The organism is Microvirga sp. RSM25, assembly GCF_044784385.1.
GTDB lineage: Bacteria > Pseudomonadota > Alphaproteobacteria > Rhizobiales > Beijerinckiaceae > Microvirga > Microvirga tunisiensis.
In genome coordinates this window covers 3,359,407-3,376,149 of the sequence record NZ_CP173039.1, presented here as the reverse complement: position 1 = coordinate 3,376,149, position 16,743 = coordinate 3,359,407, and the positions used below count along the sequence as shown (strand labels likewise).

The following is a 16,743-nucleotide window of genomic DNA, read 5'->3' as shown; positions in this document are numbered from 1 at the left end:
GCTCTCTAATGGTGGTGGTGCCCACCAGAGTTGTGCCCCTCGTGGGCATGGTCATGATGGTCCAGTGGGCATTCCGCGCCATGATCGTGAGATCCTGGCCGGTGGATCTCGATCTGCAGGGTCGAGTGCCCGATGCCGAAACGGGCCTTCAGCTCCTGCTGCGCCTGAGCCAGAAACCGGTCGCCCGGATGTCCGCTCGGCATGACGAGATGCGCCGTGAGCGCCGTCTCCGTGGTGCTCACCGCCCAGACATGGAGGTGATGGATGCGGTCAACGCCCGGCATCGCCTCGAGCGCTTTCCTGACTTCCGGAACTGCGATGCCGCGCGGCACGCCGTGCAATGAGAGCGCCAGGGACTGCTTCAGCAAGCCCCAGGTGCCCCAGACGATGACGGCGGCGATGACGAGGCTGAGCACCGGATCGATCCAGTTCGCGCCCGTCCAGAGAATGACGAGACCGCCGAGAACCACGCCGAGGGACACGGCGGCATCCGCCACCATGTGCAGGAACGCGCCGCGGATGTTGAGATCGTGCTGACCACCCAGGAAAAGGAAAGCGGTAAAACCGTTCACGACGATGCCGACGCCAGCCACGATCATCATGGCGCCTGCGGCAACCGGCGTCGGTTCGATCAGACGCTCGACGGATTCCCAGACGATGCCGCCCACCGCCACCAGCAGGAGGAGGGCGTTGAAAAGCGCCGCCAGAATCGAGCTGGAGCGCAGACCGTAGGTGAAGCGCTCCGTCGGGCCGCGCCGCGCGAGCAGGGCCGCGCCCCAGGCGATGGCGAGGCCGAGCACGTCGCTCAAGTTGTGCCCGGCGTCGGAGAGCAGGGCCATGGAATCGGCCCAGAAACCGTAGCCGGCCTCGATGGCCACGAAGGCGAGGTTGAGCGCGATGCCGATGGCAAAGGCACGCCCGTGGCCGGTTTGCGGGGCATGGGAATGCCCGTGATGGTGATGGCCGGCAGAATGGTGGTGCGAATGCATGATCGGAGCGTTCAAGCCTATTCTCTAACGGCGCTCGACGCCGCTGTTTCGAGATTGAAGGCGGCGGCAAAGAGCGCCTTGGTGTAATCGGTCCGCGGCGCGGCGAAGATGTTTTCGGCGGATCCTTCCTCGACGATCCTGCCGTTCTGCATCACCACCACGTGGTTCGCGAGTGCCCGCACGACCCTGAGATCGTGGCTGATGAACATGTAGGCAAGGTCGCGCCGTTTCTGGAGATCGCGTAGCAATTCGACGATCTGCGCCTGCACCGACATGTCGAGCGCCGAGGTGGGCTCATCGAGCATGATGAATTGCGGCTGGAGCGCCATGGCGCGGGCAATGGCGATGCGCTGGCGCTGGCCGCCGGAGAATTCGTGCGGATAGCGGTCCATGGTGGACGGATCGAGACCGACATCGTCCAGTGCCTTGGCCACGATATCGCGGCGCTGGGCGTAAGTAAGGCCTTTGTTCTGGACGAGCAATCCCTCCTCGACGATCTCGGCGATCGACATGCGCGGCGAGAGGGAGCCATAAGGGTCCTGGAACACGACCTGCAAATCCTTGCGCATCGGGCGGATCTCTTTCGAACGCATGCCGTCGATGCGGTTGCCGAGAAAGACGATGGGGCCTTCCGATTGCACGAGGCGCAGGATGGCAAGGCCGAGCGTCGTCTTGCCGGAGCCGGATTCGCCCACGACGCCGACGGTCTCTCCCTGCGCACGCGCACGGAGACGCCGTCGACGGCCTTCACATGACCGACCGTTCTCTGGAAGAAGCCGCGCTTGATCGGGAACCACACCTTGATCGGCCCGGCATCGACGATGACCGGCGCATCCTTCGCAACCGGATTGGCGCGGCCCTTCGGCTCGGCGGCCAGGAGCCTCTGCGTATAGGGATGCTGCGGGTTGCCGAACACCTCCGCGACCGTGCCCTGCTCGACGATCTTGCCCTTGAGCATCACGCAGACGCGGTCCGCGATCTTCCGCACGATGCCGAGATCATGCGTGATGAAGAGTATCGACATATTGAGCCTGCTCTTCAGCTCGGCGAGCAGCTTCAGGATCTGCGCCTGCACCGTCACATCGAGCGCGGTGGTGGGCTCGTCGGCGATGAAGAGATCGGGCTCGTTGGCGAGCGCCATGGCGATCATCACGCGCTGGCGCTGGCCGCCGGAGAGCTGATGCGGATAGGCGCCCAAGCGGCTTTCGGCATCGCGGATGCCGACGAGATGAAACAGCTCGAGCGTGCGGGCGCGCGCCTGGCGGTCCGAGAGACCGCGGTGGAGCTTGAGGATCTCACCGACCTGCCGCTCGATGGTGTGGAGCGGATTGAGCGAGGTCATCGGCTCCTGGAACACCATGGTGATGTCGTCGCCGCGCACCTTTCGCATCTCGTCCTCGTTCGCCGCGATCAGGTCCTTGCCCTTGAACAGGATACTCCCCGACGGGTGATGCGCGGACGGGTAGGGCAGGAGCTTGAGCGCGGACAGGGCGGTGACGGACTTGCCCGATCCGGACTCGCCCACCAGCGCCACCGTCTCGCCCGGCATGACATCGAACGAGACGCGGTCGACCGCCAGCATGTCGCCCCCGCCCTGGCGGAAGGCGACGGAGAGGTCTTGGACGGACAGGAGGGGCTCGATCATCGAAACGTCTTCCGCGGGTCGAAGGCGTCGCGCACCGCTTCGCCGATGAAGATGAGGAGGCTGAGCATGATGGCGATCACGAAAAAGCCCGCGAGGCCGAGCCACGGCGCCTGAAGGTTGGCCTTGCCCTGCGCGAGCAATTCGCCGAGCGACGGCGAGCCCGGCGGCAGGCCGAAGCCAAGGAAGTCGAGGGAGGTGAGCGTCGCGATCGAGCCGTTGATGATGAACGGCATGAAGGTCAGCGTCGCCACCATCGCGTTCGGCAGGAGGTGCTTGAACATGATGGTGCCGTTGGAGAGTCCCAAGGCCCGCGCGGCGCGCACATATTCAAAGTTTCTGGCGCGCAGGAACTCGGCACGCACCACGCCGACCAGCGACACCCAGGAGAAGAGCAGCAGGATGCCAAGCAGCACGAAGAAGCTCGGCGTGATCACGGCCGAGATGATGATGAGCAGGTAGAGCGACGGGATCGCGGTCCAGATCTCGATGAAGCGCTGGAACAGCAGATCGGTCCAGCCGCCGTAATAGCCCTGCACCGCTCCGGCGAGAACGCCGATAATGGATGAAATGCCGGCAAGCGTCAGGCCGAACAGAACCGAGATGCGGAAGCCGTAGATGAGGCGCGCGACGACGTCACGGCCCTGATCGTCGGTGCCAAGCCAGTTCCACTCGATGTCGTTGCAGCCCGTGCCGCCGGTCCGCTCCGCGATGGGCCGGCACTGCTCGTCAGTGAGCATCCAGGTGGGTGGCGCGGGTGCCGGAACGGGAAGGTCGAGATTGTGCGTGGTGTAGGAGAAGCGGATCGGCGCCCAGAGCAGCCAGCCGTTGTCCCGGATCTCCTTGGTGATGACCGGATCGCGGTAATCGGTCTGTGCCAGGAAGCCGCCAAATTTTTCCTCGGGATAGTCCACGAACGCCGGATAGAGTAGCTCGCCCTTGTAGGAGGCGAGGATCGGCTTGTCGTTGGCAATCAGCTCCGCGAACAGGCTGAGCACGAACAGGACCATGAAGATCCAGAACGACCAGTAGCCGCGCCGGTTGGCTTTGAAATTCTGAAGCCGTCGCCGGTTGAGCGGCGAGAGCTTGACGAAACCCTCCTTCGGCAGGGGAGGCGCGACGGGCGAGGAGGCCGGCGAGACGACAGGAATGGTCTCGTTCATCTCACGCCTCCCTGGTCTCGAAATCAATCCGGGGATCGATCCAGGTATAGGTGAGGTCCGAGAGCAGGTTCACCGCCAGGCCTACCAGCGAGAAAATGTAAAGATTGGCGAAGACGACCGGGTAGTCGCGGTTCACGATGGACTCGAAGGAGAGCAATCCCAGGCCGTCGAGGGAGAAAATCGTCTCGATGAGGAGCGCGCCGGCGAAGAAGGCGCCGATGAAGGCACCCGGGAAGCCTGCGATCACGATCAGCATGGCATTGCGGAACACGTGGCCGTAGAGCACTTGTCCCTCGGACAGGCCCTTCATGCGCGCGGTGAGCACATATTGCTTGCGGATCTCGTCGAGGAACGAGTTCTTCGTCAGCAGGGTCGAGGTGGCGAAGGCGCCGAGCGCCATGGCCGTGATGGGCAGCACCAGATGCCAGAAGTAATCCGCGATCTGCATGTACCAGGGCATGAAGTCCCAGTTCTCGGAGGTGAGACCGCGCAGAGGGAAGATCTGCCAGAACGAGCCGCCGGCAAAGAGCACGATCAGAAGGATCGCGAACAAGAAGCCCGGAATCGCATAGCCGATGATGACGATGGCCGAAGTCCAGATGTCGAAGGAGGAGCCGTCGCGCACGGCCTTCTTGATGCCGAGGGGGATCGAAATCGCATAGGACAGGAGCGTCATCCACAAGCCAAGACTAATCGAGACGGGCAGCTTCTCCTTGATCAGCTCCAGCACCGAGATGTCGCGGAAATAGCTCTTGCCGAAATCGAAGCGGGCATAATCCCAGATCATCTTGAGGAAGCGCTCATGCGCCGGCTTGTCGAAGCCGAACTGCGCTTCCAGCTGCTTGATGAACTGCGGATCGAGCCCCTGAGCGCCGCGATAGCGGGACGAGGAGGCATCGGCCGCGCCCGCGCCGCCGGGGCTCTGCGCTCCGAAATCGCCTCCACCGCCGGAGATGCGCGAGGAGGCGCCGGAATCCTGCCCCTGCAGCTGCGCGATAATGCGCTCGACGGGGCCGCCGGGAGCGAACTGCACCAGAACGAAGGAGATGAGCATGATCCCGAGTATCGTGGGGACCATGAGAAGAATGCGGCGTGCGATATAGGCCAGCATCAAGCGCCTGCGGATTTAAGGCCGATGCGGCCAAGGGGGGCGTCAGCGTTGTGTCCAAGCCTTATCCTCTTCCGATCCGCTTCGCCTTCTCGGCATCGTACCACCAGGTACCCGGCGCACCCGAGGCAAAGCGGGGCTTGGTCTCCGGGCGCGAAAACTGGTCCCAATAGGCCAGCCATTCGCTGGCCCGATACCACATGGGCACCCAATAATGGCCCGAACGGAGAACCCGGTCCAGGGCACGGCAGGCGATGTTCAACTCCTGGCGCGACTTGGCGTTTGCGATCAGCTCGATCAGGGCATCGACGGCGGGATGCGCGATGCCGGCCAGGTTCTGCGCGCCCGGCGTCCGTGCGGCCTGCGAGCCGTAGACCGTCCGCAGGCTGTCGCCCGGTGTTGTCGAGCCGACAAGAGCGCGACTCGTCATGTCGAAATCGTATTCGTTCAGGCGCTGCTGATACTGGGCCGCATCCACGATGCGTGACCGCGCATCGATGCCGAGACGCTTCAGGTTGTTCTGGAACGGCTGGGTGTGAGGCTGGAGCGAGGGCTGGAAATCGAGGAATTCGATGGCGAAGGGTTGGCCGTTCGGCAGCTTCAGCGCGCCCCCGTCACGCTTGCAGCCGGCCTGTCGCAGGAGTTCATCCGCTCGGCGCAGCAACTGCCTGTCCTGTCCCGAACCGTCGGAGACCGGCGGAAGGACGGCTTCTCCGAATGCCGAGGCGGGAAGCTTGTCGCGGAACGGCTCGAGCAGCGCCAATTCCTCCGCCGAGGGTTTGCCCACCGCCTTCATGTCGCTGTTCTCGAAAAACGAAGCCGTGCGCTTGTAGAGGCCGAACATGATGTTGGTGTTCGTCCATTCGAAATCGAAGGCCAGGCCGATGGCTTCGCGAATGCGCGGATCCTTGAAGGCCTCGCGGCGTGTGTTGAAGTACCAGCCCTGAATGGAGGAGGGCGAGTCGTTCGAAATCTCTTCCTTCTTCACCTTGCCTTCGCGCACGGCCGGGAAATCGTATCCGGTCGTCCAGGTGCGGGAGGTGAATTCCTCGTGATAGTTGAGCATGCCGTTCTTGAAGGCCTCGAAGGCCACGGTGCGGTCGCGGAAATATTCGTAGCGGATGCGGTCGAAATTGTTCTGGCCCACATTCACCGGCAGATCCTTGGCCCAGTAATCCGGCACACGGTCGAACTCGATGAAGCGCCCGACCTCGAAGCGCCCGACCTTGTAGGGACCTGAAGCCAGCGGCGCTTCCAGCGTCGAGGCCTCGAAATCCTTATCCCGCCAGTACTTCTCGGAGAAGATCGGCATGCCGGCGACGGTGAGATGCAGGTCGCGGCTGCGTTGCGGCGTGAACTGGACGCGCAGGATGTCGTCGGACTCCGCCTCGGCCGAAGCCATCTGCGTCAGGAGCTGAGAGAAGACCGGATGACCCTTGGCCTTCAGGATGTTCAGCGAGAAAGCCGCATCCTTCGCGGTCAGCCGTGAACCGTCGTGAAAGCGCGCTTCCGGACGCACGGTGAAACGATAGGTGAGCTTGTCGTCGGAGATGCGCACGCTTTTGGCGACAAGGCCATAGAGCGCATCCGGCTCATCCGCCGACCCGGCCATGAGGGTGTCGAAAGTGCCGGTCATGCCGGCCGCCCCATCGCCTCGCAGCACGAAGACGTTCAGCGTGTTGAAGGTGTCGAAGTTCTGGTTGCCGGTGGTCTGCCTGATCTGGATCGCCAGCGTGCCGCCTTTCGGCGCAGCGGGATTCACGTAAGGAAAATGCTTGAAATCCGGTGCCTGTTTCAACTCGCCGAAGCTCGACAGGCCGTGCGTTTCCGTCTCGCCTTCCTGCGCCAGACCGATGCGCGGCAGGACGGAAAGAGCGGCACCTGCCGCTCCCGTTTTGAGGATGCTGCGGCGGCTGATGGTCTTCATCGCGGTGCTCCCGTCTTGGCCGCCTTGGCTTCGTCGTACCACCAGATGGTCGGAAAGGCGGCCCCGCCGTAGCGCGGCATCGCCTCGGGATGGCTGTAGCGGTTCCAGCGCGCGGTACGCTGCTTCAGCGAGGTCCATTGCGGAACCACATAATCGTGAGCGAGCAGAACGCGGTCGAGGGCCTTCGTCGCCGCCACCAGGTCGTTGCGGTCCTTGGCGAAGATGATCTTGTCGATCAGCGCATCGATGCCGGGATCGGCAATCCCGGGAAGGTTGCGCGAGCCCTCGCGCGTCGCAGCCTGCGAGCCCCAGAACTCACGCTGCTCGTTGCCCGGAGAAAGGCTCTGGGGCCAGAGGCCGGTGGCGATGTCGAAATCGAACGCGCGGGTTCGATTGGTATACTGGACGTCGTCAACGGTGCGCACCGTGGTGGCGATGCCGAGGCGATCCAATGAGGCCTTATAGGGCAGGAACACGCGCTCTTCGTTGGGGCTGCTGCTGAGCATTTCCGCGCTCAGGACCTCACCCTTGGCGTTGACGCGGCGGCCGTTCTTCACCTCCCAGCCCGCTTCCTTGAGCAGGCGATCCGCCTCGCGCAGATTGTTGCGGATCGTCTCGGGCGAGTCGTTGATGGGATTCTTGTACGGCGTCGTGAAGACGGATGCCGGGATCTTGTCGCGGATGGATTCGAGGATCTTCAGCTCTTGTCCCTCGGGCAGGCCCGACGACGCAAGATCGAGCCCGTAGAAATAGCTCGAGGGCCGCTCGTAGAGGCCGTAGAAGATCGTCTTGTTCAGTTCCTCGAACGGGAAGGCAAGATTGAAGGCTCTGCGAACGCGCTGATCCTTGAATTTGTCGCGGCGCATGTTGAGCACGAAAGCCTGCATGACTCCCGTTGCGCGGAACGGAAATTCTTCGAGGATCACGCGGCCTTCCTGGCGTGCCGGAAAGTCGTAGCCCGCCGCCCAGTTGCGGGCGCTGTTCTCCGTCCGGAAGTCGAGGCGGTCGCTCTTGAAGGCTTCGAGCAGAACCGTCGCATCCCGATAATACTCGTAGCGGATCTCGTCGAAGTTGTTCTGCCCCACATTCACGTTGATCTTTTCGCCCCAATAATCCTTCACGCGTTCGTAGGAAGCGTTGCGGCCGGTATCGAAGCTCTTGAGGCGATAGGGGCCGGAGCCGAGCGGCGGCTCGAGCGTGGTCTGCGTCACATCGCGCTTGCGTCCATCGGGTGCCGTGCCTTCCCACCAATGCTTCGGCAGGACCATCAGCTGCCCCATGATCTGCGGCAACTCGCGGTTGCCCTTCTCGTCGAAGGTGAACTTGACCTCACGCTCGCCCACCTTCTCGGCCTTGCTGACATTGGCATAGTAGAAGGCGTAGGTTGGACTGCTGGCCTTCAGGCTTTCGAACGAGAAGATGACGTCGTCCGTCGTCACCGGCCTCCCGTCGTGCCATCGCGCCTCCGGGCGCAGACGGAAGCTGACGGAGGAGTAATCCTCGGGATAGGAGAACGACTCGGCGAGCAGGCCGTAGGAGGCATTCGCCTCGTCGAGGGCGGACGTGGTCAGGGTTTCGTAGATGAGGCCGAGGCCCTGCTCGGGGGAACCCTTCACGCCAGCGACCACAATGTTGAAGCTGTCGAAGGTGCCGAGCGCCCCTAAGCGAACGAGTCCGCCCTTCGGGGCGTTCGGGTTGACGTAGTCGAAATGCGAAAAGCCTTGCGGGTATTTGGGCTCGTCGAGCAGGGCCGAACCGTGCCGCCATGGCGCTTCCTGGGCTGCGAGGGGAGTGAAGGCGAGGCAGGCAGCGAGGAGGCTCGGCAGAAGGGTGCGGATCACAAGGCGTCTCCTGAACGGACGAGGCGTCTGTCGTCAGCTTACATTTTGTGCGTCCCGAGGCGAGCGCAAGAGATAACGCCAGAAACCCGCGAGCGCCTAAAAGAAAAGCCGGGCTTCAGGCCCGGCTCTTCGAAATGTGATGCTGTTCAAATGTCTTACTGGGCGGCCGGCAGGGGAACCGGGCTGTCGGAGAGGGTCCGCAGATAGGACAGGATGTCGGCACGTTCCTTGGCCTGGGCGACGCCCGCGAAGGCCATGATGGTGCCGGGGACGTCCTGCTTCGGATTGTGGATGAACGCGAACAGATCCTCGTAGGTCCAGCTCCCGCCGTGGCCCTTCATGGCCGCGGAGTAGTTGAAGCCCTCGTGCGAGGCGACGGGGCGCCCGACGACGCCGTAGAGATTCGGGCCGACCTTGTTCGGGCCGCCCTTCTCGAAGGTGTGGCAGGCCGCGCATTTCTTGGCGGAGCTTTGGCCTTTCGCCGGATCGGCGCTGGCCAGAAGGACCGGGAGCGGCTGCTCCGGCTCAGCGGGAGCGGCTCCGCCGCCGGCAGCGGCCTCTTCGGGGGCCGGAAGGTCATAACCAGGGACAGCGGGCTTATGGGGAGCAAACAGGCCGCCGGCGATAACGTTGACGCCGACCACGAAGAGAAGCGAACCGAAAACGGCGCCCGCGATCTTATTGGTCTCGATATTCATCAGTTAGGCTCTCCTCGCCTTCGTACACCGGCGAAATCAGCGCAGCAGAACGGATCCGCGGGCGGGTGCCCGCGACAGGGCCGTTGCTTAGCCGTAGTGATGGGGTTTTGACAATGGGGTTTCCAGGAGTTTTCGCCGTTCTCGTGGTCGCAGCACGGGTCTCAAACTCCTGAAGGTGGCCCAAGGTCCATTTCCGGCCCCATGACAAATGGCCTCCGCCTTTCACTTTTCGGTCCGATGTTCTAAGGACCCGGATCATTTCCGAAAAACCGCGTCATGTCCGATCCACTCGTCCTCATTCCCGCCCGCCTCGCCGCAACCCGGCTGCCGAACAAGCCCCTGGCCGAGATCGCCGGCGAGCCCATGATCGTCCATGTGTGGCGCCGGGCCGTAGAGGCGGGGATCGGGCCCGTGGCCGTGGCGACGGACGCCCCCGACATCGCCGAGGCGGTCGCCAGGGCAGGAGGGCGGGCGGTCATGACCCGGACGGATCACGTCTCCGGCTCCGACCGCATCTTCGAGGCTGTGGAAAAGCTCGACCCGGAGGGACGGCACGACGTGGTCGTGAACGTCCAGGGCGACCTTCCGACCATCGATCCGGCCGCCATCGCGGCCTCCATCGTCCCGCTCTCGGATCCGGCGGTCGACATCGCGACCCTCGTCGCGGTCATCGCGCGGGACGAGGAGAAGACCAATCCCAACGTGGTGAAGATGGTGGGGAGCCCGATTTCTTCCAGCCGCCTCCGCGCCCTGTACTTCACCCGCGCGACCGCGCCCTATGGTGATGGTCCGCTCTATCATCACATCGGTCTCTACGCCTATCGCCGCAAGGCGTTGCAGCGTTTCGTCGGCCTCGCGCCGTCTCCGCTGGAGATGCGCGAGAAGCTGGAGCAGCTGCGGGCGCTGGAGGCCGGCATGCGCATCGACGCCGTCGTGGTCGACGACGTGCCGCTCGGCGTCGATACTCCTCACGATCTGGACAGGGCACGCGAGATCATCGCGGCCAGGGCCTCGGACCCAAAAGTGGAAGCCACTTTTGGGAGCGATCCGATGCCCCTTCTTTAACGCGGCGCATCGTTCAAGGCGTAAAACCGGGACCACTTTTCCGCGCGATGGGCTAGGAGGACATCATGAGCAAGCTTATTTCGTTCCAAGGGGAGCTGGGGGCCAATTCCCATACGGCCTGCTTGGAGGCGCGTCCCGACTGGGAGGCCCTGCCATGCCCGACCTTCGAGGATGCGTTTGCTGCCGTGAACGAGGGTCCGGCGGGCCTGGCCATGATCCCGATCGAGAACTCCATCGCGGGGCGCGTGGCCGATATCCACCATCTGCTGCCGACCTCCGGGCTCCACATCGTCGGCGAGCACTTCCTGCCGATTCACTTTCATCTCATGGCCATCCCCGAGGCCAATCTCGGCACCGTCAAGGACGTCTACAGCCATGTCCATGCCCTGGGTCAGTGCCGCAAGATCATCCGCAAGCTCGGGCTCAAGGCCCATGTGGCCGGCGACACGGCAGGTTCCGCCCGCGAGGTGGCCGAGTGGAAGGATCCGACCCGCGCCTCGCTCTCGCCCCGCATGGCGGCTGACATCTACGGCCTGAAGATCCTGGCGGAGAACGTGGAGGACGAGGCCCATAACACCACCCGTTTCGTCATCCTCTCCAAGACGCCGTACTGGGCCCCCGCCGGACAGGGGCCGACCGTCACGTCGTTCGTCTTCCGTGTCCGCAACCTGCCGGCCGCGCTCTACAAGGCGCTGGGCGGCTTCGCGACGAACGGCATCAACATGACGAAGCTCGAGAGCTACATGCTCGAAGGCGAGTTCCTGGCCACCCAGTTCTACGCCGAGGTGGACGGCCATCCGGAAGACGCGAATCTCAAGCGGGCGCTGGAGGAGCTGGAATTCTTCTCCCGCGAGCTGCGCATTCTCGGCGTCTATCCGGCCGACCCGTTCCGGGAGAAGATCAGGGAAGCGGCCGAGTGACCATTCTCATCCGCGAGGCGGTTGAGAATGATGTCGAAGGCATCGCCAGGGTCCACGTCCAGGGCTGGCGCGAATCCTACAAGGATTTCCTGTCGCCCGAGGCGCTTGCTGGCCTGTCCGTCGAGGAGCGGATGCAGATGTGGCAGGGCTCATTCAGGCAGCCGAATCCGCGGGCCAGGCTACTCGTCGCGGAAACGGATGAGGGCGAGATCGTCGGCTTTGCTCGCGGCGCGCCGGTCCGCCGCGGCGAGGGCTCCGACTGGCTCGATGCCGAGGCCGAGATCGCTGCGATCTATCTCCTCGACGAGGTCAAGCGCCGGGGCATCGGCCGCAGGCTCATGCGCGGCGTTCTCGATCACCTCGCCGCCCAGGGCTTCCGTTCTGTAGGTCTCTGGGTGCTGAAGGACAACCTTCCCGCTCGCCGCTTCTACGAGGCGCTGGGCGGGACGGCAGGGGCCGAGCAATCCTTCGACCTGCGCGGCCAGATGGTTGTCGAGGTCGCCTACCGCTTCGAGCTGACGCCGCTGCTTTAGGGACGCCGTCGCCGCTATGCCATCCCGGTGGTCAGCAGGCCGGGATGAGGATCCGTCCCGGCCATCCCGCGTTCAGACCCGTGGCCCTCATCCTGAGGAGCAGCCGTGAGGCTGCGTCTCGAAGGAGGGTCCGGAAGAGCCCTGAACTCCTCCTTCGAGACGCCGCTTGCCGCGGCTCCTCAGGATCAGGCCGAGCGAGACGATCGGGATCACCGCCCTCGACACCCTCCCTCGTCATGGCCGGGCCTGTCCCGGCCATCCCGATCCGGTGAGGCTCGGTCGTTTCATCCAATCGGGATCACCGGGACGAGCCCGGGGATGACGGGAGAGTGGATGCAACGCTATGTTCTCACTTTGTTCTTAACACTGTGTATCATCCGGGCTATACCCTTGTTCATCCCGGCCCGACGAGGGCGCGCTCGCGAGGCGTCGCAGATGTGGGGCGGGGAGCGGTCCTGCAGCAGGCCTCGCACGCCGGTTGGCGGGAGGCCCTTGGCAGCCCTGGGCTGGTCCAAGTCTAAACGCCTAAAAGTCCCGCGTGCGAGGCGCCGTCCGGCTCTTCCCATTCCCATACACATCGAGCCGGGCTGCCCCGCGCGCCACCCTCGATCGACCCCACGGCTCAGGGCTTCCAAGCCCTGGGCCTACAGGTGCTGGCTCGCCTACAGGTGCTGGCTCTTTGAAACAGCACGATGCCGGCAAAGCGTCATCCCCACCCCGTCATGGCCGGCCTTGTGCCGGCCATCCCGACCGGACGAGCGCAGAGCTTCGATCCATCGGGATCACCGGCACAAGCCCGGTGATGACGGCGGAGGGTGCAGTCGGAGGGTGCGAGGGCTGAGGGTGCGAGGGCCGAACGGCGCAAGCCGATTCGGGAGCGTGAAAACCAGTCCGGCACCGTCATCCCGTGGCCGCCTGAGCGGAGGCCGGATCCTGACCGCTGACGGTTCAGACGGAGACGTCACGCGGCTCGCCCTTTCCTGGTACGTCGCGGATCCCGCATCCCATTCTGCCGCCGATCCCGGATCTCCGCTCACGCTCCGTCCGGGATGACGAGTGCGCTCAATCCTTCACCCATTCCCGGACGAGGTGGTGCGCAATCGCGATGGGCGAAGGAGCCATATAGTGCTCGTGGGTGCCCTCCAGCATGCGCCTCACGTCATCCTTCGTGAACCAGCGGGCGTCCTCCAGCTCCTCACCGTCGAACGCGATCTCCTCGGTGAGGGCCTCGCCGATGCAGCCGATCATGACATTGGACGGAAACGGCCAGGGCTGGGAAGTCCTGTAGCGCACCGCGCCCACCCGGATGCCGGCTTCCTCGAAGGTTTCCCGCCGGACCGCATCCTCGATGGTCTCGCCGGGCTCGAGGAAGCCCGCGAGGCAGGAATACATCTTCTCGGCAAAGCGCGGCTGGCGGCCCATGAGGCACTTGTCGCCCCGCGTGATCAGCATGATCACCACCGGGTCGGTCCGCGGGAAATGCTGGGCGCCGCAGGCCGCACAATCGCGCCGGAAGCCGGCCTGGGCGGCGGCCGTCGGCGCACCGCAATTGGCGCAGAAGCGATGGCGCCGATGCCAGTCGAGCAGGGATTTCGCCATGGCGAGCAGGCCGAGTTCCTCCGCGGGAACGAGCCCGCGCACCGCGATGGAGCGCAAATCCACGACCGAGAAGGCCGGATCGTCCTGAAACAGCTCCGCGGTCTCGGGTGCCGCCAGGGTCGCCACAACGGGGCGATCTCCGAGGGTCCCGAGAAAGACCTGTTCCTGATGGGCAGGGAGGCGGCTCAGAACCGAGGCCTGCAGGAGGCCCGTTCCCGGCTCCCCGGCCCGAAGGACCGGTAGGTCGCCGGCCAGGATCACCATGGCGGCCTGCGGATCTCCCGCCGCCTTGGCGAGCGCCTCCGGGTCCCGCTCGGCGCTGTGGCGGACGAGCGGGTTCGTGATGTAGGCGATGGGTCGGGTCATGGGATCAGGCCGCTGTGAAAAGGGTGGCGGCGCGCTCGATCAGAGCCGTCGCCGCATGGTCGGGATAGGGGGTGCGGGTGCCGTGGCCCCAGACCGGTCCGGGCCAGGCCGGGTCGGAGCGGTAGCGTCCGATCACGTGCACATGAAGCTGCGTCACGATGTTGCCCAGCGCTCCCACATTCACCTTGTCGGGTTTCGAGAGCTCCAGCATCACCCGGGTGGCGATGCGGATCTCCTGCATCAGCTGAGCGGATTGCTCGTCCGAGAGATCCGTCAGCTCGCTCGCGCCCTCGATCCGCGGCACCAGTACGAACCAGGGAAAACGTGCGTCGTTCAGAAGCAGGACCGACGAGAGGGCGAGGTCGCCGATGGGGAGCGTGTCGGCTTCGAGCCGGGAATCGAGCTTGAATGTCATGGCGCTATGTAACCGAGCCTGCGGCTTCGTGTCAGCCTGTGTTCCGCTCCGCGCCCGAGAGAGATCGCGAGAGATCGGTGAAGACCGGGGATGGCGGTTGAAGGGGGCGCGTTTCCAACTTGCGTTTCCTCGGCGATACGCCCATATAGCCGATGGGAGGTTGGCGAGGGACGTCTCACTCGCCAACTGGGTCAGGTCCGGAAGGAAGCAGCCCTAACGAGACCGAACGGGTCTTCGTCCAGCCTCCCACCTTCAAGATTCCCCAAAGCCTTGCAGTCGATGGACGATACCACAGCCGGCACGCCCCTGAACGACGAGCCGGCCCTGCCGGGCTTTCCCGCCGCGCCCGCTCCCGCAGCGCCGGCCTCGCCCTACCGCGTTCTTGCCCGCAAATACCGCCCTAAAACCTTCGATGACCTGATCGGTCAGGAGGCCATGGTGCGCACCCTCTCGAATGCCTTCGAGACCGGCCGCATCCCGCAAGCCTGGATGCTCACGGGCGTCCGCGGCGTCGGCAAGACCACCACGGCCCGCATCCTCGCCCGCGGCCTGAACTATCAGAGGGAGGACGGCCAAGGCTCCAAGGATTCTTCCGGCCCGACCATCCACATGTCCGAACTCGGCGTCCATTGCGAAGCCATCATGGAATCGCGGCATGTGGACGTGCTGGAGATGGATGCGGCCTCGCATACGGGCATCGACGACGTCCGCCAGATCATCGACGGCATCCGCTATTCGCCGGTCACGGCCCGCTACAAGGTCTACATCATCGACGAGGTCCACATGCTCTCGGAGAAGGCGTTCAACGCCTTCCTGAAGACGCTGGAGGAGCCCCCGCCGCATGCGAAGTTCATCTTCGCAACCACCGAGATCCGTAAGGTCCCGGTCACGATCCTGTCCCGCTGCCAGCGCTTCGACCTGCGCCGCATCGAGGCGGACAAGCTCGTGGCCCACTTGGGCCGCATCTGCAATGCCGAAGGCGTGCAGGCGGACCAGGAGGCGCTTGCCGCCATCGCCCGTGCGGCGGAAGGCTCGGCGCGTGATTCCCTGTCCCTGATGGATCAGGCCATTGCCCATGGCGCCGGCGTGGTGACGCCCGACACCGTACGCGACATGCTGGGCCTTGCCGACCGCGCCCAAGTCATCGACCTCTTCGAGGCCGTGATGCGCGGCGACGTGCCGGCGGCCTTCGCGGGCTTGCGCTCGCAATACGATTCCGGCGCGGATCCGGCCGTGATCCTGTCCGATCTCGCGGCCTTCTCGCACATCGTCACTCGCCTCAAGCTGATCCCCGAAGCCGCGAAGGATCCCGCTCTCTCCGAGATCGAGCGGACCCGCGGCTTGGATTATGCTCAGAAGCTCTCCGTGCGGACCCTGTCGCGCGCCTGGCAGATTCTCCTCAAAGGCATTCCCGAGGTCCAGTCCTCGAATCGTCCGATCGCGGCGGCCGAAATGGTCGTCGTGCGCCTCGCCTATGCGGCCGATCTGCCGACGCCGGACGAGGCCCTGCGCGCCCTGAAGGACGGTGCACCGGTTCCCGCGGGCGGCCCGTCGGCGCCCGCACCCAGGCCTTCCGGTCCCGCCACCTCCGGCAATATGGCGCTGGCGACCTCTCAAGCTCATCCGCAGCCGCGCCCTCAGGCCGCGCAGCCCGAACCGACCATGCGCCTGCGTCGCTTCGAGGACGTGGTGGCGCTCGCCGGCGAGAAGCGCGAAATCGTGCTGAAGGCGCAGCTCGAACGGGATGTGCGCCTCGTCCGCTTCGAGGAGGGCCGCATCGAGCTCAGCCTCACCGAGACCGGCAGCCGCACCATCGCCAACGATCTCACCCGTGCTCTCCAGCAATGGACCGGCGAACGCTGGATGGTGGCCCTGTCCTCGGAAGAGGGGGAGCGACCCTCCATGAGAAGGCGGTCGCGGCCGAGCGCGAGCGCAAGGAAGGCGCTGCCAATCATCCCCTGGTGCAGGCGGTGCTGTCGAAGTTTCCCGGTGCGCAAATCGTGAACGTGATCGAGCGTGCGGAGAAGCCCGGCGAGGATGCGGAAACGGAAATTCTCGGCGAGGCCGATGCGCTGGCCGCGCACGAGGCCGAAGATGACGACGATCTGTTTTAATTCAAGGATACGGTCATGAAAGACATCATGGGACTGATGAAGCAGGCTCAGGCCATGCAGCAGAAGCTGCAGGACGCCCAGGCCGAGCTCGACACTCTCGAAGTCGACGGCACCGCCGGCGGCGGCGTCGTGACCGTGAAGGTGACCGGCAAGGGCAGCCTCAAGTCCATTAACATCGATCCCTCGCTTATGAACCCGGACGAGAAGGAGATCCTCGAGGATCTCATCGTCGCCGCCATGAACGACGCCCGCGGCAAGGCCGAGCGGATCACGCAGGAGCGCATGGAGAGCCTTACCAAGGGGCTTCCGCTGCCGCCCGGCCTGAAGCTGTTCTGAGCATCGTGCAAGAAGTGGTTTCCGGTT

General features: G+C 64.6%; 12 protein-coding genes, 1 other RNA gene and 2 pseudogenes. 6 read left to right on the top strand and 9 right to left on the bottom strand.

Features of this window, described 5'->3' with window-relative positions; all coding sequences use genetic code 11:
• Nucleotides 1–5 precede the first annotated feature (5 nt).
• The 7 genes and pseudogenes from ACD578_RS16115 to ACD578_RS16085 all read right to left on the bottom strand — a co-directional run bounded on the left by ACD578_RS16115 (nucleotide 6) and on the right by ACD578_RS16085 (nucleotide 9,368).
• On the bottom strand, nucleotides 6–989 hold the full coding sequence (locus ACD578_RS16115; protein ID WP_404293898.1) for a cation diffusion facilitator family transporter: 984 nt from the start codon (nucleotides 987–989) through the stop codon (nucleotides 6–8).
• A 17-nt stretch (nucleotides 990–1,006) separates the two neighbouring features.
• Nucleotides 1,007–2,634: pseudogene (locus tag ACD578_RS16110) on the bottom strand (ABC transporter ATP-binding protein).
• Nucleotides 2,631–3,794, bottom strand: a complete 1,164-nt coding sequence (locus tag ACD578_RS16105; RefSeq protein WP_404286528.1) for an ABC transporter permease — start codon at nucleotides 3,792–3,794, stop codon at nucleotides 2,631–2,633. The pseudogene ACD578_RS16110 and the gene ACD578_RS16105 overlap by 4 nt, the downstream one beginning before the upstream one ends.
• Before the next feature lies 1 nt (nucleotide 3,795).
• Nucleotides 3,796–4,905 carry a microcin C ABC transporter permease YejB gene (locus ACD578_RS16100; RefSeq protein WP_404286526.1) on the bottom strand — a complete coding sequence of 370 codons (1,110 nt, stop codon included), beginning with the start codon at nucleotides 4,903–4,905 and terminating at the stop codon, nucleotides 3,796–3,798.
• Nucleotides 4,906–4,966: 61 nt separating this feature from the next.
• Entirely contained in the window at nucleotides 4,967–6,829 is a 1,863-nt protein-coding gene (locus ACD578_RS16095; RefSeq protein WP_404286524.1) for an extracellular solute-binding protein, read from the bottom strand.
• A complete protein-coding gene (locus ACD578_RS16090) occupies nucleotides 6,826–8,670 on the bottom strand; it encodes an extracellular solute-binding protein (protein ID WP_404286522.1) in 1,845 nt (614 codons plus the stop codon). Before ACD578_RS16090 ends, ACD578_RS16095 begins: the two co-directional genes overlap by 4 nt.
• A 155-nt stretch (nucleotides 8,671–8,825) precedes the next feature.
• Nucleotides 8,826–9,368, bottom strand: coding sequence for a c-type cytochrome (locus tag ACD578_RS16085; protein WP_404286520.1), 543 nt, complete (start codon nucleotides 9,366–9,368; stop codon nucleotides 8,826–8,828).
• Between the two features lie 276 nt (nucleotides 9,369–9,644).
• Between ACD578_RS16085 and ACD578_RS16080 the strand changes: the two genes are divergently transcribed.
• The 3 genes from ACD578_RS16080 to ACD578_RS16070 all read left to right on the top strand — a co-directional run bounded on the left by ACD578_RS16080 (nucleotide 9,645) and on the right by ACD578_RS16070 (nucleotide 11,886).
• The gene (locus ACD578_RS16080) at nucleotides 9,645–10,433 is read left to right on the top strand and encodes a 3-deoxy-manno-octulosonate cytidylyltransferase (RefSeq protein ID WP_404286518.1); all 789 of its coding nucleotides are present in this window, start codon (nucleotides 9,645–9,647) and stop codon (nucleotides 10,431–10,433) included.
• Between the two features lie 65 nt (nucleotides 10,434–10,498).
• Nucleotides 10,499–11,353, top strand: coding sequence for a prephenate dehydratase (locus tag ACD578_RS16075; protein ID WP_404286516.1), 855 nt, complete (start codon nucleotides 10,499–10,501; stop codon nucleotides 11,351–11,353).
• Nucleotides 11,350–11,886: a GNAT family N-acetyltransferase gene (locus ACD578_RS16070; protein WP_404286514.1), complete on the top strand. Its 537-nt coding sequence runs from the start codon at nucleotides 11,350–11,352 to the stop codon at nucleotides 11,884–11,886. The genes ACD578_RS16075 and ACD578_RS16070 overlap by 4 nt, the downstream gene beginning before the upstream one ends.
• A 1,062-nt stretch (nucleotides 11,887–12,948) precedes the next feature.
• Here the strand turns inward: ACD578_RS16070 and nudC are convergent.
• Nucleotides 12,949–13,851, bottom strand: a complete 903-nt coding sequence (nudC, locus tag ACD578_RS16065; RefSeq protein ID WP_404286512.1) for an NAD(+) diphosphatase — start codon at nucleotides 13,849–13,851, stop codon at nucleotides 12,949–12,951.
• 4 nt (nucleotides 13,852–13,855) lie between these two features.
• Nucleotides 13,856–14,266 carry an HIT domain-containing protein gene (locus tag ACD578_RS16060; protein WP_404286510.1) on the bottom strand — a complete coding sequence of 137 codons (411 nt, stop codon included), beginning with the start codon at nucleotides 14,264–14,266 and terminating at the stop codon, nucleotides 13,856–13,858.
• 153 nt (nucleotides 14,267–14,419) lie between these two features.
• Here ACD578_RS16060 and ffs point away from each other — a divergent pair.
• From ffs to ACD578_RS16045, 3 genes and pseudogenes are all read left to right on the top strand, one after another.
• Nucleotides 14,420–14,518, top strand: an RNA gene (gene ffs / locus ACD578_RS16055) — signal recognition particle sRNA small type.
• A gap of 27 nt (nucleotides 14,519–14,545) precedes the next feature.
• Nucleotides 14,546–16,195 (top strand): annotated as a pseudogene (locus tag ACD578_RS16050) (DNA polymerase III subunit gamma/tau); the annotation flags it as partial.
• A gap of 200 nt (nucleotides 16,196–16,395) precedes the next feature.
• The gene (locus ACD578_RS16045) at nucleotides 16,396–16,716 is read left to right on the top strand and encodes a YbaB/EbfC family nucleoid-associated protein (RefSeq protein ID WP_152713581.1); all 321 of its coding nucleotides are present in this window, start codon (nucleotides 16,396–16,398) and stop codon (nucleotides 16,714–16,716) included.
• Nucleotides 16,717–16,743 lie beyond the last annotated feature (27 nt).